The sequence below is a fragment of the Meridianimarinicoccus sp. MJW13 genome (assembly GCF_014901205.1).
Classification (GTDB): Bacteria; Pseudomonadota; Alphaproteobacteria; order Rhodobacterales; family Rhodobacteraceae; genus Meridianimarinicoccus.
On the sequence record NZ_JACNMU010000002.1, the window covers coordinates 429,949 to 447,547 of the forward strand.

19 protein-coding genes and 1 tRNA gene are annotated in these 17,599 nt (G+C 64.7%); 7 read left to right on the forward strand and 13 right to left on the reverse strand.

Features of this window, described 5'->3' with window-relative positions:
- Nucleotides 1-13: 13 nt before the first annotated feature.
- Together H8B03_RS05095 and greA are read right to left on the reverse strand one after the other, a co-directional pair.
- Nucleotides 14-895, reverse strand: a complete 882-nt coding sequence (locus H8B03_RS05095; RefSeq protein ID WP_193140642.1) for a hypothetical protein — start codon at nucleotides 893-895, stop codon at nucleotides 14-16.
- Entirely contained in the window at nucleotides 888-1,358 is a 471-nt protein-coding gene (gene greA, locus H8B03_RS05100) for a transcription elongation factor GreA (RefSeq protein ID WP_193140643.1), read from the reverse strand. Before greA ends, H8B03_RS05095 begins: the two co-directional genes overlap by 8 nt.
- Before the next feature lie 270 nt (nucleotides 1,359-1,628).
- Here greA and H8B03_RS05105 point away from each other — a divergent pair, with 270 nt between their 5' ends.
- The 3 genes from H8B03_RS05105 (at nucleotide 1,629) to H8B03_RS05110 (ending at nucleotide 5,925) form a co-directional block, all read left to right on the forward strand.
- The gene (locus H8B03_RS05105; RefSeq protein WP_193140644.1) at nucleotides 1,629-3,281 is read left to right on the forward strand and encodes an electron transfer flavoprotein-ubiquinone oxidoreductase; all 1,653 of its coding nucleotides are present in this window, start codon (nucleotides 1,629-1,631) and stop codon (nucleotides 3,279-3,281) included.
- Between the two features lie 93 nt (nucleotides 3,282-3,374).
- Nucleotides 3,375-5,066: a tetratricopeptide repeat protein gene (locus tag H8B03_RS18925; protein ID WP_226925696.1), complete on the forward strand. Its 1,692-nt coding sequence runs from the start codon at nucleotides 3,375-3,377 to the stop codon at nucleotides 5,064-5,066.
- Nucleotides 5,050-5,925 (forward strand): 4-(cytidine 5'-diphospho)-2-C-methyl-D-erythritol kinase, encoded by an 876-nt coding sequence (locus tag H8B03_RS05110; protein WP_226925731.1) that lies wholly within the window; start codon nucleotides 5,050-5,052, stop codon nucleotides 5,923-5,925. Before H8B03_RS18925 ends, H8B03_RS05110 begins: the two co-directional genes overlap by 17 nt.
- Here H8B03_RS05110 and H8B03_RS05115 read toward each other — a convergent pair.
- The gene (locus tag H8B03_RS05115) at nucleotides 5,901-6,902 is read right to left on the reverse strand and encodes a polyprenyl synthetase family protein (protein ID WP_193140646.1); all 1,002 of its coding nucleotides are present in this window, start codon (nucleotides 6,900-6,902) and stop codon (nucleotides 5,901-5,903) included. The genes H8B03_RS05110 and H8B03_RS05115 overlap by 25 nt on opposite strands.
- Nucleotides 6,903-6,956: 54 nt before the next feature.
- On the opposite strand from H8B03_RS05115, the gene H8B03_RS05120 reads away from it, so the two are divergent.
- The 3 genes from H8B03_RS05120 (at nucleotide 6,957) to H8B03_RS05130 (ending at nucleotide 8,224) form a co-directional block, all read left to right on the forward strand.
- On the forward strand, nucleotides 6,957-7,172 hold the full coding sequence (locus H8B03_RS05120; RefSeq protein ID WP_193140647.1) for a DUF2007 domain-containing protein: 216 nt from the start codon (nucleotides 6,957-6,959) through the stop codon (nucleotides 7,170-7,172).
- Between the two features lie 4 nt (nucleotides 7,173-7,176).
- On the forward strand, nucleotides 7,177-7,947 hold the full coding sequence (locus H8B03_RS05125; RefSeq protein ID WP_193140648.1) for a tRNA1(Val) (adenine(37)-N6)-methyltransferase: 771 nt from the start codon (nucleotides 7,177-7,179) through the stop codon (nucleotides 7,945-7,947).
- Nucleotides 7,948-8,053: 106 nt separating this feature from the next.
- Nucleotides 8,054-8,224 (forward strand): YdcH family protein, encoded by a 171-nt coding sequence (locus H8B03_RS05130; RefSeq protein WP_193140649.1) that lies wholly within the window; start codon nucleotides 8,054-8,056, stop codon nucleotides 8,222-8,224.
- Nucleotides 8,225-8,290: 66 nt separating this feature from the next.
- Here H8B03_RS05130 and gcvA read toward each other — a convergent pair whose 3' ends face one another.
- The 7 genes from gcvA to rlmB all read right to left on the reverse strand — a co-directional run bounded on the left by gcvA (nucleotide 8,291) and on the right by rlmB (nucleotide 14,305).
- The gene (gene gcvA / locus H8B03_RS05135; RefSeq protein ID WP_193140650.1) at nucleotides 8,291-9,226 is read right to left on the reverse strand and encodes a transcriptional regulator GcvA; all 936 of its coding nucleotides are present in this window, start codon (nucleotides 9,224-9,226) and stop codon (nucleotides 8,291-8,293) included.
- Between the two features lie 271 nt (nucleotides 9,227-9,497).
- Complete coding sequence (gene phbB, locus H8B03_RS05140; RefSeq protein WP_193140651.1) at nucleotides 9,498-10,223, reverse strand: acetoacetyl-CoA reductase; 726 nt, start codon at nucleotides 10,221-10,223, stop codon at nucleotides 9,498-9,500.
- Between the two features lie 167 nt (nucleotides 10,224-10,390).
- Nucleotides 10,391-11,566 carry an acetyl-CoA C-acetyltransferase gene (locus H8B03_RS05145; protein WP_193140652.1) on the reverse strand — a complete coding sequence of 392 codons (1,176 nt, stop codon included), beginning with the start codon at nucleotides 11,564-11,566 and terminating at the stop codon, nucleotides 10,391-10,393.
- 111 nt (nucleotides 11,567-11,677) lie between these two features.
- Nucleotides 11,678-12,493 carry an EAL domain-containing protein gene (locus H8B03_RS05150; RefSeq protein WP_193140653.1) on the reverse strand — a complete coding sequence of 272 codons (816 nt, stop codon included), beginning with the start codon at nucleotides 12,491-12,493 and terminating at the stop codon, nucleotides 11,678-11,680.
- A 114-nt stretch (nucleotides 12,494-12,607) separates the two neighbouring features.
- Nucleotides 12,608-13,039, reverse strand: coding sequence for a CoA-binding protein (locus H8B03_RS05155; RefSeq protein WP_193140654.1), 432 nt, complete (start codon nucleotides 13,037-13,039; stop codon nucleotides 12,608-12,610).
- A gap of 168 nt (nucleotides 13,040-13,207) precedes the next feature.
- The gene (locus H8B03_RS05160) at nucleotides 13,208-13,477 is read right to left on the reverse strand and encodes a hypothetical protein (protein ID WP_193140655.1); all 270 of its coding nucleotides are present in this window, start codon (nucleotides 13,475-13,477) and stop codon (nucleotides 13,208-13,210) included.
- Between the two features lie 3 nt (nucleotides 13,478-13,480).
- Entirely contained in the window at nucleotides 13,481-14,305 is an 825-nt protein-coding gene (rlmB, locus tag H8B03_RS05165) for a 23S rRNA (guanosine(2251)-2'-O)-methyltransferase RlmB (protein WP_193140656.1), read from the reverse strand.
- A gap of 111 nt (nucleotides 14,306-14,416) precedes the next feature.
- Between rlmB and H8B03_RS05170 the strand changes: the two genes are divergently transcribed.
- Nucleotides 14,417-14,500 (forward strand) — tRNA-Tyr (locus H8B03_RS05170).
- A 117-nt stretch (nucleotides 14,501-14,617) separates the two neighbouring features.
- On the opposite strand, the gene dctP is transcribed toward H8B03_RS05170, so the two are convergent.
- From dctP to H8B03_RS05185, 3 genes are all read right to left on the reverse strand, one after another.
- Nucleotides 14,618-15,652, reverse strand: coding sequence for a TRAP transporter substrate-binding protein DctP (dctP, locus tag H8B03_RS05175; protein WP_226925732.1), 1,035 nt, complete (start codon nucleotides 15,650-15,652; stop codon nucleotides 14,618-14,620).
- An 82-nt stretch (nucleotides 15,653-15,734) separates the two neighbouring features.
- Entirely contained in the window at nucleotides 15,735-17,066 is a 1,332-nt protein-coding gene (locus H8B03_RS05180; RefSeq protein ID WP_193140658.1) for a TRAP transporter large permease subunit, read from the reverse strand.
- Entirely contained in the window at nucleotides 17,063-17,575 is a 513-nt protein-coding gene (locus H8B03_RS05185; RefSeq protein WP_193140659.1) for a TRAP transporter small permease subunit, read from the reverse strand. Before H8B03_RS05185 ends, H8B03_RS05180 begins: the two co-directional genes overlap by 4 nt.
- Between the last annotated feature and the right edge of the window lie 24 nt (nucleotides 17,576-17,599).

The window sequence follows — 17,599 nt, forward strand, 5'->3', positions numbered from 1 at the left end:
CCGACAGCTGTGCTCAGCGCGGGCCGAACATGTCGGCGGCCGCGCCCAGCAGCAGGAAGGCGCGGGCGCTGCGGGTGGCAGTGAGGGCGGTAATGGCGGGCTCGTCCAGATCCGGAAGACGGCTGGTGATCAGGTGATCGAAGCGGCGCAGGAAATGGTGGACCGTGTCGCGGTAAACCGTGTTGGTGTGCAACTGTCGGCGGCATTTTTCGGCTTCGGGCGTGTCCTGGAAAAGGGCCAGCCCGATGGCTACATCGTGGCGTGCGCCCTCGGCGAAGGCCTGCCAGGTGGCCGCATCGGGCAGCGCGCCGTCGATGTCATCGACGTAGATGCCATCCTGGGACAGCAGCGTCAGCATGTCCTGCGCGGCCTGAACCACCTGCCGGGACTGCGGATCCTTCAGGGCGCGGGCGAGCGAGCGGAACCCCTCGGCATCATCCTGCGTTTCGGGGAAATGCAGGGCGCGGATCAGGTCGGTCAGGGCCAGCGGTTGCGCCGGCACCGGATCCATCGGCAGCGCCGGTTGCGGATCTGACAGCGGCATGGCCGAAACCGACAGCGGCACGGGATCGGACGTGCGCGGCGGCGGCGTCTTTTCCGGGCGCACCTGCGGTGCGGTCTGCTGTGCTTTCAGGACCTCCAGTTCGGCGCGCGCCTGATGCAGGGCGCGGGCCAGGGCGGTGGCAAGGCAGATCAGCACCAATGGCAGGACAAGGCCAAGGACCGTGCCCAGCAACCCGTCGCCCGCACGCGGCAACACGAGCAGGTAAAGGGCCGCCCAAACAAGCGCCGTGCCGGCACCGATGGCGATGATCGCCGTGGCCCCTGTGCGCCGGGACGACGGGCCCGGGGCGGGACCCGAGTGGGGACGCCCCGTCCGGTCGCTGTCAGCCATAGACAATGGTCAGAATTTCATAGGCCCGATCCCCGCCGGGGGTGCGCACCTCGACGCTGTCGCCCTCTTCCTTGCCGATCAGGGCACGGGCCAGCGGCGACTTGATGTTCAGTCGGCCCTTCTCGATGTCGGCTTCGGGTTCGCCGACGATCTGATAGGTCTTCTCTTCCTCGGTATCCTCGTCCAGCAGCGTCACGCGGGCGCCGAACTTGATGGCGCCGGACAGCTTCGAGGTGTCGATAATGTCGGCACGGCCAAGGATGGATTCGACTTCCTTGATGCGGCCTTCGATGAAGCTCTGCTTTTCGCGGGCGGCATGATATTCGGCGTTTTCCGACAGGTCGCCATGTTCGCGCGCCTCGGCAATGGCCTTGATGACCGCCGGGCGTTCCACCGACTTGAGGGTTTTTAGTTCTTTGTCCAGCGCGGTGTGGCCCGCGCGGGTCAGCGGTATCTTTTCCATGAGTCTCTTTATCCTGCCTGCGTCCCGATACTGCCCGGGACGGACGCGACCAAGCCCAACCTGAACAAATGGCAGACCGGATTGCAAGGGGCGGAATGCGGCGGTGGCACCGGCCTGCCGGGTGCTACCCAAGGTCGCGCGACGGGCGGGCAAAAGGCGCAACGTCGCAATTGACCCTGCGGCCCGACGCAGTCGATAACCCCGGTGAGCCAAAGTCAGGTGTCCGGGTCCCGACGGGATCGAGACCCCGCACAGCAGAGGATTGAGCCTATGATTGAGATCGAACGCGAAGAGATGGAGTATGACGTCGTCATCGTAGGCGCCGGACCGGCAGGTCTGTCGGCCGCGATCCGTCTGAAACAGCTTGATCCCGAACTTCAGGTCGTGGTGCTGGAGAAGGGCTCGGAAGTGGGGGCGCATATCCTGTCGGGCGCGGTTCTGGATCCCTGCGGTCTGAACAAGCTGATCCCCGACTGGAAAGAGAAGGGCGCCCCGATCACCGTGCCGGTGAAACAGGACAACTTCTATATGCTGGGCGAGGCGGGACAGATCCGTGTGCCCAACTTCCCGATGCCGCCGCTGATGAACAATCACGGCAACTACATCGTGTCGATGGCCAATGTCTGCCGCTGGATGGCCGAGCAGGCCGAGGCGCTGGAGGTTGAAATCTTCCCCGGCATGGCCTGTTCCGAACTGGTCTATGGCGACAATGGCGAAGTTGCCGGCGTGGTTGCCGGTGAATTCGGCAAGGACGCCGACGGCACCCCCGGTCCGGCCTATGAGCCGGGCATGGTGCTGAAGGGAAAATACGTCTTCCTGTCCGAAGGCGTGCGCGGATCGCTGTCAAAGCAGGCCATCGCGAAATTCGATCTGGACGCGGATGCCGAGCCCCAGAAATACGGCATCGGCATGAAGGAAATCTGGGAGATCGATCCCGACAAGCATCACGAGGGCACCGTCACCCACACCATGGGCTGGCCGCTGGGCGCGAACGCCGGGGGCGGTTCCTTCATCTATCATCTTGACAACAATCAGGTTTACGTCGGTTTCGTTGTTCACCTGAACTACAAGAACCCGTATTTGTCGCCCTATATGGAATTCCAGCGGTTCAAGCATCACCCGATGGTGGCCGAGCTGCTGAAGGGCGGCAAACGCGTGGCCTATGGGGCGCGGGCTATCTCGGAAGGCGGCTGGCAGTCGCTGCCGAAGCTGGCGTTCCCTGGCGGGGCGCTGCTGGGCTGTTCGGCGGGTATGGTCAACGTGCCGCGCATCAAGGGCAACCACAACGCGATGCTGTCGGGCATGGCTGCTGCCGAAGCCGCCCATGCCGCCCTGGCCGAGGGCCGGTCGGGCGACACGCTGGACGGATACGACGCCGACGTGCGGTCGGGGCCGATCGCCAAGGACCTGAAGAAAGTGCGCAACGTCAAGCCGCTGTGGTCGAAATACGGGCTGACGACATCGCTGATGGTTGGCGGTATGGACATGTGGACCAACACGCTGGGCTTTTCGGTTCTGGGCACGCTGGGCCACGGAAAAACCGATGCGGAAGCCACCGAGCGGTCGATCCGGCACACGCCCATCGACTATCCCAAGCCCGATGGCACGCTCAGCTTCGACCGGCTGACCAATGTCAGCTTCGCGGCGACCAACCACGAGGAAAGCCAGCCCGCGCATCTGAAACTGACCGATCCGGATCTGGCGGTGACGGTCGACTGGAACAAGTATGCAGGTCCGTCGACCCGCTATTGCCCGGCGGGTGTCTATGAATTCGTGCAGGACGAAGGGGCCGCGCAGCCGCGCTTTGTCATCAACTTCCAGAACTGCGTGCACTGCAAGACCTGCGACATCAAGGATCCGGCCCAGAACATCACCTGGACCACGCCGCAGGGGGGCGACGGGCCGAATTACCCGAACATGTGATGGTGTGGCCGGGGCGACAGCCCCGGCCCGCATTGCCAATGGGGCGGGCGCGCACTAGCCTTTCCGGATGAAGACGTCTGACGGAGTACCCCCTTGCGCCTGACACGCCCCCTGTTCGCCCTGGCCCTGGCCGCGCAACTGACCGCCTCGGCGGCGGCTGCCGGGTCTTCCGGCGCCTATCTTGCGGCCCGCCACGCGGGCATCAACAACGACTATGTGGCGGCGGCGGAGTATTTCACCCGCGCCCTGTCCCGTGATCCCAACAATCCGGGGCTGATGGACAACGTGGTGACGGTCAACGTCAACGCCGGCTGGATCGATCGGGCCGTGCCGGTGGCAAGGGTCATGATCGATTCCGAGATGCCCAGCCAGGTGGCCGCCATGGTCGTTCTGGCCGACATGGCGGCGCAGGGCGAGTTTTCCCAGATCGTCGAAAGCTTCGAAAGCGGCCGATCCGTCGGCGCGCTGGTGGACGGTCTGACCGCCGCCTGGGCAATGCTGGGGGCCGGGCAGGTGAGCCTGGCGCTGGAGAAATTCGACGAAGTCGCCAGCCAGCAGGGGCTGAAGTCCTTCGCGCTGTATCACAAGGCGCTCGCGCTGGCCTCGGTCGGGGATTTCGAAGGTGCGGACGATATCTTCTCGGGCCGCGCCGAAGGGCCGTTGCAGGTCTCGCGCCGGGGCGTTCTGGCCCATGTGCAGGTGCTTAGCCAACTGGATCGCAACGAAGGCTCCATCGATCTGATCGAACAGGCATTCGGCGCCAATCCCGCACCGATCTTCGCGCAGCTTCTGGAAGACCTGGCCACCGGCCAGCAAGTGCCCTTCACGCTGGCCACCGATGCCACCCAAGGCATTGGCGAGGTGTTCCATTCCATCGCCTCGGCACTGGTGGGCGAGGCCGCCGATGGCTACACGCTGGTCTATGCCCGGCTGGCGTCGCACCTGAACCCCGGCAACGTCGACTCGCTTCTGCTGATCGCGGCGCTGCTGGAGGATCTTGAGCAATACGATCTGGCCACCCGCGCTTACGACGCCGTTCCGCACGATCATGCGGCCTTCGTCACCGCCGAAATCGGCCGCGCCGACGCGCTGCTGGCCGCTGGCCGTGACGATGCCGCCGTCGAGGTGCTCAAGCAGCTGGCCAAGGCGCATCCGGAGCTGCTGCAAGTGCAGAACAAGCTGGGCGACACCCTGCGCCGTCTGGATCGGTTCGAAGAAGCGCAGCCGGTCTATGATCGCGCCATCGCCCTGATCGAGACCCCCGAGGCCAACAGCTGGCCGGTGTTTTTCTCACGCGGGATCACGCTGGAACGTATCGGACAATGGGAGGCCGCCGAGGTCGATTTCCGCAAGGCGCTGGAATTGCAGCCCGAACAACCGCAGGTCCTGAACTACCTTGGTTACAGCCTGGTCGAGATGCAGACCAACCTTGACGAGGCGCTCGACATGATCGAACGCGCCGTCGCCGGGCGGCCCAACGATGGCTATATCACCGACTCGCTGGGGTGGGTGCTGTACCGGATGGGCCGCTATGACGAAGCAGTCGGCCATATGGAACGCGCCGCCGCGCTGATGCCCACGGATCCGATCATCAACGACCATCTGGGCGATGTCTATTGGTCGGTGGGCCGCCAGATCGAGGCGCAATTCCAGTGGCGCCGGGCCTTGTCCTTCGACCCCGAAGAAGACGAGGCCGACCGCATTCGCCGCAAGCTGGAAGTCGGGCTGGATCAGGTTCTGGAAGACGAGGGAGCCGCCCCCCTTGGCGTTGTCGAAGACGGCTGAGGCTTTTGCGCCGGCCAAGGTCAACCTGACACTGCATGTCACCGGACAGCGGGCCGATGGCTATCACCTGCTTGATTCGCTGGTGGTCTTCGCGGGCGTGGGCGACCGTCTGCGCGGGCAGTTGGCCCCGGAAACGCGGCTGCGTGTGACCGGTCCGCGTGCGGCGGGGGTGCCCACCGATGGCAGCAATCTGGTTCTGAAGGCGGCGCGCCTGTTCCGTCCCGAGGTGCCGGCTTCCCTGACCCTGGAAAAGCACCTTCCCGCCGCTGCCGGGATCGGCGGCGGATCGTCTGACGCGGCGGCCTGCCTGCGCCTGTTGGCCCATCTGGGCACGCGGGCGTTGCCGTCAGAGGCCGATCAGTTGCGCCTTGGAGCCGATGTGCCGGTATGCCTTGCGGGCGATCCCCTGCGGATGGCGGGGATTGGCGAGGCGCTGTCGCCGGTGCTGGAGCTGCCGCCGCTCTGGCTGGTTCTGGTCAATCCCGGTGTTGACGTGCCGACCCCGGCGGTGTTCCGCGCCCTGACAAGCAAGACCAACCCGCCGATGCCGGATATTCCGTCTTTCCGCGATGCAAAGGCGATTCTGGCGTGGCTCGCGGCGCAGCGCAATGATCTTGAGGCCCCGGCCCGCGCACAGGCACCGGTCATCGACACCGTGCTTGCGGCACTGGCCGCGCAGCGCGGGTGCGGACTGGCGCGCATGTCGGGATCGGGGGCCACCTGTTTCGGGCTGTTTGCCATGGCCGCCGCAGCCGACGCCGCCGCCGGGGCGCTGGCCCGCGCGCAGCCGGACTGGTGGGTCACGGCGGCCCCGGTGCTGGGCCGCGCGCCGGATCAGTTGATCCGCGCCACCACATAGTCGGCAAGGTCTTCCAGCATTTCGCGCAGGGCGGTTTGCGGGACCTGCGCCAGCGCGGCCTTCGCGGTCGCGGCCCAGGCCAGCGCATCGTCGCGGGCGGCGGCCATGGCACCATGCTTGTCCAGCAGGGACAGGGCGTGGTCCAGATCGCCGTCGCGCTGGTCGCCCTTCTCGATCACCCGGCGCCAGAAGGCGCGCTCTTCGTCATCGGCCTTGGCCACGGCCTTGATGACCGGTAGCGTCAGCTTGCGCTCGCGGAAGTCGTCGCCGACGTTCTTGCCGATGGTGGCGGTGCTGCCGCCATAGTCGAGCAGGTCATCGACGATCTGGAAGGCCATCCCCAGCGCATCGCCATAGGTGTGCAGGTCGCGCACGATGGCCTCATCCGCCCCGGCAATCACGCCGCCGACCTCGGTCGCGGCGGAAAACAGCGCCGCCGTCTTGCCGCGAATGACCTTCGTGTAGATCTCTTCGGTGGTGGCAAGGTTCTGGGCGGCGGTCAGTTGCAGCACCTCGCCTTCGGCGATGGTGGCCGAGGCGCTGGACAGGATGTCCAGCACCCGCAGCGAACCGGTTTCGACCATCAGCTTGAACGAGCGCGCGAACAGGTAATCGCCCACCAGTACCGAGGACTTGTTGTCCCACAGCAGGTTGGCCGTGGGCCGTCCGCGCCGCTGGTCGCTTTCGTCCACCACGTCATCGTGCAGCAGGGTCGCGGTGTGAATGAACTCCACCGTGGCCGCCAGCAGCAGGTGATCCTCGCCCTGGTAGCCGCACATGCGTGCGGTGGCCAGGGTCAGCATCGGCCGCAGGCGCTTGCCCCCGGCCTCGACAAGATGGGCTGTGATTTCGGGAATGCGGGGCGCGTGTTCGGACACCATTCGGGCCCGGATCAGCGCATTCACCCGCTCCATGTCGTCGGCCAGTTCCGCGCTCAGGCGCTCCATCGGTTTCACAGAGGCGGTATCGAGGCTCATCACGGTTCCGTATGCTGTCTCGACAAGCCGGGTGGCCTGTCATAACTGTCTGATATGAAGGAGCTTCTGCGTACCAACGATCCGACGGTGCTGGCCTTCGCCTCGGCACTCCTTCGAGGTGAGGATATAGACTGCTTTCCCATCGACGTCCACATGAGCGTGCTGGAAGGTTCGGTGGGCATCCTGCCGCGCCGAATCATGGTGCGGGCGGCTGATCACTTCCGCGCCCGTGCAATCCTTGTGGACAATGGCATCGATCCCGAAGGGTAAGACCATGACCGACGATCTGACCCGCGATCTGCTGCTGGGCGGGCGCGTGGTGATCTGGCAGCCCCGAAAGGGCTTTCGGGCCGGAGTGGACGCGGTGCTTCTGGCCGCGGCGGTGCCGGCACGGCCCGGCCAGTCGGTGCTGGAACTGGGCTGCGGTGTCGGAACCGCCAGCCTGTGCCTTGCCACCCGTGTGCCGGATCTGGCGGTGTTCGGTGTGGAGCTTCAGCCCGCCTATGCCGATCTGGCCCGGCGCAATGCCACCGAGACCGGCGTCGATCTGACCGTTGCCACCGCGGATATTGCGGCGCTGCCTGCCGATCTGCGCAACCGCAGCTTCGATCATGTGTTGGCCAATCCGCCGTATTATCAACGCAGTCAGGGGCCGGCTTCTGAAGACGCGGGGCGCGACATCGCGCTGGCTGGCGACACGCCGCTGGCGGCCTGGGTCGAGGCAGCGACGCGTCGGCTGACCCCCGGCGGCTGCCTGACGATGATCCAGCAGGCCGACCGTCTGCCTGACCTTCTGGCAGCGCTGGACCGGCGCCTTGGTGCGGTCGAGGTGCTGCCCCTGGCCCCGCGTGAGGGGCGTCCGGCGCATCTGGTGCTGCTGCGGGCGATCAAGGGCCGGCGTACGCCGTTTTCGCTTCGGGCGCCGCTGGTGCTGCACGCGGGGCCCCGGCATCTGAGCGATGCCGAGGATTACCGCGCCGAGGTGGCCGACGTGTTCCGAAATGTCGCACCTTTGCCCGGGTTTTCCAGCGATTCAAACGGGTGAATTGCGGGCGCAATTCCTAAATCTATACGAGCGGTGTCTGTTTTTCGTGACAGCCGCTGAATTCTGTGGTCGTCTGATCACGTTCAAACATGAAAGGGAGAATTCGATGTCGATGAATGCGCATCTTCAGGAGCTTCGCAGAAAGCACCAGGTCCTCTCCAGTGAAGTGGAGCGCGCCCAACGAAGTCCCAGCATCGACGACCTTCAGGTGGCGGCCCTCAAGAAGCAGAAGCTTCAGATCAAGGAAGAAATCCACCGCCTGTCCGGTCAGGACTAGACAGTCCGTCCCGCCTGGCGGGACATCGGGTTCAAGATTGAAAGCATGCCCCTGGGCATGCTTTTTTCATGGTGTCGCGGGATGGATCGTCCGATGCGCCGTCAGGTTTTCGATCTGCGCCAGTTCCGCCCGCAGCCAGGTCAGAAAGGCCCGGATCGGGGGGCGGTCTTCCGTGCCGGGCACGCAGAGGAACCGAAACCGGGACCGTGTGGCAAACGTGTCCTTCAGTGGCGCCACAAGGTGGCCGTCGCGCAGGGCCGGTGCGGTCAGGGTGACGCGGCCAAGAATGATGCAGGCCCCGGCAATGGCCGCATTGGACGCGTGATCTGCGTGCGAGAACGACGGGCCGGGCGTGGGCGCATCGGTGACGCCCACGGCCTTCAGGTAGGCGGGCCAGTTCATCATCGGCTCCAGTTGCAGCGTGTCCTCCTGCCGTGCCAGAGGGAAACGCAGCAAGTCGGACGGCTGTGTCACTTGCCGGGCCAGATGCGGCGCCATCATCGGCGTGAGCCAGTCTGTCGTCAGATCGGTGCTGTGCATGCCCGGCGGGGCCGCGACCCCGTATCGGATGGCCACATCCACGCCGTCCCGCACGAGATCGGCCAGACGCAGCGTGGCCAGCAGCCGCAGCTCGACCTCGGGATGGGCCTGGGCAAAGTCATACATGCGGGGCGCCAGCCAGGTGGAGGTGAAGGCCGGACCGGCGGTCACTGTCAGCACGTTTTCATCCTGAACCCGCCCGGCGGCGGCCCAGGCGCTGTGAAGGGCGGCGAAGCCATCGGCAACACCGGGCTGCAGGCGCGCGCCGGCCTCGGTGAGGGCAACGGCGCGGGTCAGGCGATGAAACACCGGCTGGCCAAGGTGGCTTTCCAGCGACTTGATCTGAAAACTCAGCGCGGCGGGGGTGACGTTCAACTCGTCTGCCGCGCGGGCAAAACTCAGGTGACGGGCGGCGGCCTCGAAGGCGCGCAGGGCAGTCAGGGGCGGCAGGCGGTCGGACATACAGTTAAGTAAAACTAATCTGTATGCATGAAAAGTCTCGTTTGTGCGGTGGCGTGGAAAAGATCACCTTGAGGGCACCCCCAAAGGAGATTGTCATGGCCATGTTTGAAACCACGCCGACCTGCCAAAGCCGCCTGGCCTTCCGCCGCGCGCATGCCGCCCGTTCCGCAGTCTTCCGCGCGCTGGTTGCTGCACTGTTCGGGCGCGGCTGAGCAAAAAAAGGGGGGCCGACCCGGCCGGGTCAGCCCCAATCTGCCAAAGCCGACTTGGCTCAGGTCATCAACTGGCCGCCGTTGGCCGAGAGGGTCGAACCGGTGATGAAGGCTGCGTCATCCGAAGCCAGGAAGGTCACGCAGCGTGCGATTTCTTCCGGCTCGCCCAGACGTCCCACCGGGATCTGCGGCAGGATCACGCCGTCCATCACCTTCTCGGGGATGGTGCTCATCATGTCGGTGTTGATGTAGCCGGGGCAGATGGCGTTCACGGTGATGTTGGCGCGGGCACCTTCCTGGGCCAGCGCCTTGGTGAAGCCCAGATCGCCGGCTTTCGCCGCGGCATAGTTGACCTGTGCGAACTGGCCCTTCTGGCCGTTCACCGACGAGATGTTGATGATGCGGCCGAACTTGCGCTCGCGCATGCCGGGCCAGACGTTGTGGGTCATGTTGAACACGCCCGTCAGGTTGGTGTTGATGACCTGCGACCACTGCTCGGGCGCCATCTTGTGGAAAGGCGCATCGCGGGTGATGCCGGCGTTGTTCACCAGAATCTCGACCGGGCCGAGATCGGCTTCGATCTGTGCGATGCCGGCCTTGCAGGCCTCATAGTCGGCCACGTCCCACTTGTAGGTCTTGACGCCGGTTTCGGCGGTGAAGGCGGCGGCCTTCTCGTCGTTGCCCGCATAGGTGGCTGCGACCTGATAGCCCGCCGCTTGCAGTGCTTTCGAGATTGCGGCGCCGATGCCGCGCGATCCGCCGGTGACGAGTGCTACTCTTGCCATGGTTGTCCCTCCAGTTTGGCTTAAAATCTTGTAACTCTGTTACGAAGTTGATCTGTCCTGAGCAACATTGTTGCGCTTGGTAAATTGACGCAACCTGCCGGCTGCACGGAGCCTTTTGAAAAAAAGGGTGCCTTGCGGGCACCCTTTTAGTCGTGTGCTTTCGCGGATCAGGGACGCTCCACGCAGAGCGCAACGCCCATGCCGCCGCCGATGCACAGCGTGGCGAGGCCCTTCTTGGCATCGCGGCGCTGCATTTCGAACAGAAGCGTGTTCAGCACCCGCGCGCCCGAAGCGCCGATCGGGTGACCGATGGCAATGGCACCGCCGTTCACGTTCACGATCGACGGATCCCAGCCCATGTCCTTGTTCACGGCGCAGGCCTGCGCGGCGAAGGCTTCGTTGGCTTCGACCAGGTCCAGATCGTCGACCGACCAGCCGGCCTTGTCCAGCGCCTTGCGCGAGGCGTAGATCGGGCCAACACCCATGATGGTCGGGTCCAGGCCGGCAGTGGCGTAGGACGCGATGCGGGCCAGCGGGGTGATCCCGCGCTTTTCGGCTTCGGCGGCGGACATCAGCAGCACGCCGGCGGCACCGTCGTTCAGGCCCGAGGCGTTGGCGGCGGTGACCGATCCGTCCTTGGTAAAGGCCGGACGCAGTTTCTGCATGGCTTCCATGGTGGCGCCGTGGCGGATGTATTCATCCGCGTCCACCACGATCTCGCCCTTGCGGGTCTTCACGGTGAAGGGGATGATTTCATCGACGAACTTGCCGGCCTTCTGGGCGGCTTCGGCCTTGTTCTGCGAGGCCACGGCGAATTCATCCTGCTGTTCGCGGGTGATCTGCCACTGGTTCGCCACGTTCTCGGCGGTCTGGCCCATGTGGTAGCCGTTGAAGGCATCCCACAGGCCGTCCTTGATCATCGTGTCGATGTACTTCATGTCGCCCATCTTCTGACCCGCGCGCAGGGCGGCGGCATGGGGGCTCATGGACATGTTCTCCTGGCCGCCGGCGGCGACGATCGAGGCATCGCCGAGCATGATGTGCTGGGCACCCAGAGCGACGGCGCGCAGACCCGAGCCGCACACCTGGTTGATGCTCCAGGCTGCGCTTTCCTGCGGCAGGCCGGCATTGATATGCGCCTGACGGGCCGGGTTCTGGCCCTGGGCCGCGGTCAGCACCTGACCGAGGATGGTTTCGGATACGTCCGATTTGTCAATTCCGGCGCGGGCGACAAGACCCTCCAGCATGGCGGCGCCAAGGTCGTGCGCGGGGGTATTCGCAAACGATCCGAGGAAGCTTCCAACCGCTGTGCGGCCAGCCGATGCGATTACGACGTCGGTCATGGGTATTCCTTCCGTTGTCTCTCGACAGGCGGCGCATTCCGGTTTCGGGGGGAACCGCCTGACCCGCCTTGGATAGGCGGTGGACCCCGGCGGAGCAACTGACTTTGTGTCTCAGCGTGCCAGCGGGGTTCCGAGAGAACAGGGGACGGAGGGGGCAATCGGCCAACTGGGCCTGGGGCCGGGCCGCCCGAAGGCATAGCCCTGCAGGCAGTCGACGCCACGGGAGGCGAGGTATGCGGCTTGCGCATGGCTTTCGACCGATTCTGCAACGGTCAGCAGGTCGAAGTGCCGGGCCAGTCCCAGCAGCGCGTCGAACAGCACCTGGTTGTCGCGATCACGCTCGACATCGCGGGAATACTGACCGTCGATCTTCAGGATGTCGAAACGCAGGGCGCGCAGGGTGCTGAAACAGGTGCTGCCCGCGCCGAAATCGTCCAGCGCCAGCGACAGGCCCAACCCGCGCAGCCGGTCGAAGATCGCGGGCATGTCCGGCGTGGTCAGGCGGCTGCATTCGGTAACCTCGACGATCAGGCGTTCGGCCAGATCGGGCGCGGCGGCCAGTCCGGTGGTCAGCGCGTGCCACCATTGCGGGGTGCGCAGGGATTGGGGCGTGGCGTTCACCGCCAGTCGCAGGGTCGGGCGGCGACCCAGTTCCGCAAGGCCCAGTTGCAGGGCGCGCACATCCAGTTGGCGGCCCAGAGGGCGGTCTTCCACCGCCGGCATGAAAGCGCCCGCAGCCACAAGCCCGCCGTGCGGACGGCGCAGGCGCAGCAGGCCTTCGTGAAAGGCGACCCTTGCCGTGTCGGCCCCCTGGACCACTGGCTGAAACGCCAGCGTAATCCGGTTGTCTTCAAGGGCCGCGGAAACCTCGGCTTCGATCAGCGACGGGTGCGGACGGGGCGGCGGAGCGGATTGGGTTTGAAACATGGCAGCGTTTTCCTTAGCAGGCCCCCAAGGTCTTGCAGGGATTCGCTTAAATGTTCCTAAAATGTTCCGCATCTTGCCCGGCAAGCAGGCAAATCGCGACCATCTGTGCCGGGATTACACCGGTCCGGAGCCGAACAGGCGGGGGATCTCGATCATCGGGCAGCGATTCTGAACCACGTGAATCCCCTGCGCGCGCGCCTTGGCCGCTGCTGCATCATCCTGCACGCCCAGTTGGGTCCAGATAGTGTGCAGGGCCGGAAGATGGGCCAGCGCCGCCTCGACAACCCCGGCCACATGGGCCGAGTTTCGGAACACGTCGATCATGTCGACCTCTGCGGGCAGATCGGCAATCGTCGCGACCACGGTTTCGCCGAACAACTGCGCGCCAGCCTGGCCCGGATTGACCGGGATCACGCGATATCCGCGTTCGCGCAGGAACTGCGAGACATAGTGACTGGGCCGCGCCGGATTGGGCGAGGCGCCGATGCAGGCAATCACCTTGGTGTCGGTCCAGATCTGGCGCAGCTTGTCGTCGGTAAGGGTCATGGCAGATTCCCGCAGAAAAAAGCGCCCGGGACAAACCGGGCGCTGAAGTCGTGGAACGAGGGACAGTTTGAAAGGGCAAGAGTTCCAGCTTGCCGACGCAATATATGTAGGGTGCAAATCGCGATTTGGAAGAGTTGTTGCGCTCCCGGTGACAAACTTGTGAAGCGGTCAGTCGAAGATGTCGTCCAGAAGATCGAAGGCTTCGCCCATCAGCTTGCGCGACAGCGACTTCTTGCGCTTCTTCTTTTTCGGCTTCGAAGGCTTCATCCGCGTTTTCCCCGCTTTGGCCGGTGCCGGTTGCGTCTTCAGCGCCTTGAGATCGTGCAGCGGCGCCCCGCAAGAGGCGCAGGCCAGCTCATGGCCATCGCGCCCGGTCAGCACCAGCGCGGCGCGGGTGCCGCAATAGCAGCAGGTGGCAATCTTGGTTCCGTGCGGCAAGGGTCAGCTCCGGTGGACGTGCCTTGCAGCATATAGGGCAACGGCGGCCGCGTTGGAGACGTTGAGCGAGCCAAATTCACCCAATGCCGGGATATTGACCAGACTGTCGCAGGTGTCGCGGGTCTTTTCGCGCAGGCCGGGGCCCTCGGCGCCCAGCACCAGCGCTACCGGGCCGGGGGGCAGCGGTTGCAGGGTGTCCTCGATGCTGTGCTCGGCCTCGCCGGCCAGTCCCAGCAGCAGGTAGCCCATGTTGCGCAGCTCCTCCATCGTGGTGGCCAGGTTGCGCACCCGCAGATAGGGCTGCCGTTCCAGCGCCCCCGAAGCGGTCTTGGCCAGCGCGCCGGTTTCCGGCGCCGAATGACGTTGCGGGCCGATGACCGCCCGGGCGCCGAACACCTCGGCCGAGCGCAGGATGGCGCCCACGTTGTGCGGGTCGGTCACCCGGTCCAGCAGAACCACCAGCGCATTGGTGTCCTTGCGCGGTGCACAGCAGTCTGACAACCCGCCCCAGTCCAGCGGCTTGACCTCAAGGGCCGCCCCCTGATGCACCGAGCCGGGATCCAGCGGCACCGGAAAGCGGCGCGGATCGGCGATTTCCGGTTCCATCCCGGACAGGGCGATGGCCTCGGCCAGCTTGTCGGCGGCGTTCTTGGTGACCACCAGCCGCAGCCGGTCGCGGGCCGGGTTCTGCAGGGCATCGCGCACCGCATGCAGCCCGAACAGCCACACGGTTTCCTGCGCCGAGGCCCGGCGAGACTGTTCCTTTTCGATCACCCACTTCGGTTTTTTCACGGGTCCGCTTCCTCGCTGTGGCAAGGGCGGCACCATGCGCGAAACTTGTTCTTCGGGCAAGGCGCGGCGGTGTTATTTTCCGGTTGACGGCTTCTTGGCGGGCGGCTATCCAGCGGCCCACGTCAGACGGTGCAGCGCATCGCAGACGGGCGACGGGCTGCAAGGTGCGGCAGCGGACTGTAACTCCGCCGGGGAGACCCACGCCTGGTTCGATTCCAGGGTCGCCCACCACTTTCCCCCAAGTTTTCGACATTGGTTCCAAGGCGCTCTGGCATTGCGCGTCGAAACGTCGTTGGCCGTGGCCAAGGGGCGACAGGCAGGATGTCCCGCCTGTCGCGATCGGATTGATCAGCGGTAGGGGTAGCCCGCTTTTTCCATGGTTGCGGCGTAGGTCTTGAACGCTTCCACCACGCGCTGCGGACGGCCGCCCTTGTCGGCGACGCTGTCCCAGAACGTTTCGGAATCCGCCACGACCTGGGCCCATTCTTCCGGCGGAAGCGAGGTCAGTTCCATCTTCTCGCCTTCCACGCGCAGCTTGGCCTCGCCGCCCCAGTACCAGGTCGCGCGATAATAGTGCGACTGGTCGATGGTGATCCTGAACAGCTCCTGCAGGTGCGGCGGCACCTTGTCCCAGCTGGCGGTGTTGGCGAAATACGAGCCGAACCACGCGCCGGTGACCGAGTTGGTCAGGGCGTAGTTGCAGATGTCGGCCCAGCCAACCTCATAGGCTTCGGTGAAGCCGCACCAGGCCACGCCGTCCAGCTCGCCGGTTTGCAGGGCGACTTCCACATCGTCCCACGGCACCGTCACCGGGATCAGGCCGTATTGCGACAGGAAACGGCCCGCGGTCGGCACGCCGAAGACGCGCTTGCCGCGCATGTCGGCGAGCGAGCGGATCGGTTCCTTGGTGAAGATGTGCAGCGGATCCCAGGCCCCGGCCGACAGCCAGGTCACATTGTCGACCTCGTCATAGGCCTCTTTCCAGATCTCGTTCAGCCCATAGTAGTTGAACAGCGCCGGCACATCGAGCGAGTAGCGCGTGGCAAAGGGGAAATAGCCGCCGAAGACCGAGATATCGACGGGCGAGGCCATGGTGGCTTCGTCCGACTGCACCGCGTCCAGCGTGCCGTTCTGCAGGGCGCGGAACAGCTCGCCCGTGGGGACCAGCTGGTCGGCGTAGTACAGTTCGATCTCCATCTCGCCGTTGGCGGCGGTGTTGAAGGCCTCGATCTGCGGCTTGATCACATGCGCCCCCAGCGGTGCACCGGAGTAGGTTTGCAGCCGCCACTTGATCGGGCCCTGCTGGGCGATCACCGCCGGGGCGGCCAGGGTCGAGGCCGCGCCGATGGCCGAGCCTGCCAGGAACTTGCGACGGGTGGACAGGATCTTGCTGGACGGGGCCGGTTTGTTGTCTTTTGTCATGGTGACCTCTCTCTCTGTTGGTTCTGGTTTTTTCTTCAGGTGATCAGTTCCGCACAGCTTCGGGCAGCCAAAGCGCGATCTGCGGGAACAGCATTACCAGCACGATGGTGAACGTCATCATCAGGACGAACGGCCAGATCGACCGGTAAATGTCGGGCAGGGTGATGTCCTTTGGCGCCATGGAGCGCATCAGGAACAGGTTATAGCCGAAGGGTGGCGTGATATAGGCGATCTGGCAGGTCATCGTATACAGCACGCCGAACCAGATCAGCTGGTTGTCAAAGCCCAGGTCCAGGGTCTTGACCAGCGGCACGTACAGCGGCGCCACGATGACCAGCATCGCGGTGTCGTCCAGGAACATACCCATCACGATGAACGACAACTGCATCATGATGATGACCTGCCAGGGCGTCAGTTCCCACCGGGTGATGAACAGGCTTTCGATGGCCCGGACCGCGCCGATACCGTCGAACACCGCGCCGAAAGCCAGGGCAGCAAGGATCAGCCACAGGAACATGCAGGACACGCCCAGCGTCTTGCGCGCCGTGTCATGGATCATCCGCAACGAGAACCGCCCCTTGGCAATGGCCGCCAGCGTCGCCGCCGTGGCCCCCACCGCCGAACTTTCCACCAGCGAAGTGATGCCCATGATGAACAGGCCGGTCATGGCAAAGAAGATCAGGAAGGGGATGATGCCGGCGCGCAGCAGTTTCAGCTTTTCGCGCAGGGGCATGTTCAATTCCTCGTCCGATACCACGGGGGCGAGGTCAGGATTGATCCTGGTGCGGATTATCACGTAGATCACGAAGAAGGTGGCCATCAGCAGGCCGGGAAACACGCCTGCCAGCCAAAGCTGCGACACCGGCTGGCGCGCGATCATGCCGAACAGCACCATCACCACCGACGGCGGCACCAGGATGCCCAGCGACGAGCCGCCCTGAACCACGCCGGTGATCAGCACCTTGTCATAGCCGCGTCGCAGCATCTCGGGCAGGGCGATGGTGGCGCCGATGGCCATGCCTGCCACCGACAGCCCGTTCATGGCCGAGATGATGACCATCAGGAAGATCGTGCCGATGGCCAGCCCGCCGCCGACCCGCCCGAACCAGACGTGCAGCATCTTGTACAGGTCTTCGGCGATGCCGGCTTCGGACAGCACATAGCCCATGTAGATGAACAGGGGCAGCGTCAGCATCGGGAACCAGTTGAACAGCTTGAAGGCCGCCGAGAAGGGGATCTCGACCCCGCCGGTGCCGTACAGCATCAACACCATGCCCGCGCCAACGCAGCCGATGGCGCCGAACACCCGCTGGCCGGTCAGAAGCAGCACCATGGTGGTGCCGAACATCGTCAACGCGATGAGTTCAGGACTCATGAAAGAACCTCCCCGCGCAGGGCGGCGATGTGTTTGAAGAACTCGGAAACGGTTTGCAGGATCATCAGGGCAATACAGCCCACCATCAGCGTCTTGATCGGGATCATCGACGGGTTCCACATGGAGAACCGGCGTTCGTCGGTCTGGATGGCGTATTCCAGCGAGGAGATCGACCCGATGAACAGCACCACCAGATAGAACAGCAAGCAGGCAGCGGTGATCGCATCCAGCCGATGCTTGCCGCGCTCGGACAGGCGATCGTACAGCAGGTCCATGCGCACATGGTCGCCTTCCTTCATGGTCTTGGCCCCGCCCATGAAGTAATAGGCCGCCAGCGTGAACTGCGCCGCCTCGATGCCCCAGTGCACCGGTATTTCCAGAACATTGCGGGTGATCGCATCCATCAGCAGGATGCCGATCATGGCGAAGATCAGGTACATCGCCACAATGCCGACATAGTCGGAAATCCGATCAATGATCCTGACGTATAATTGCAGTGCTTTGGGCATGCTGTCCTTCGTTTCTTCCTGTCG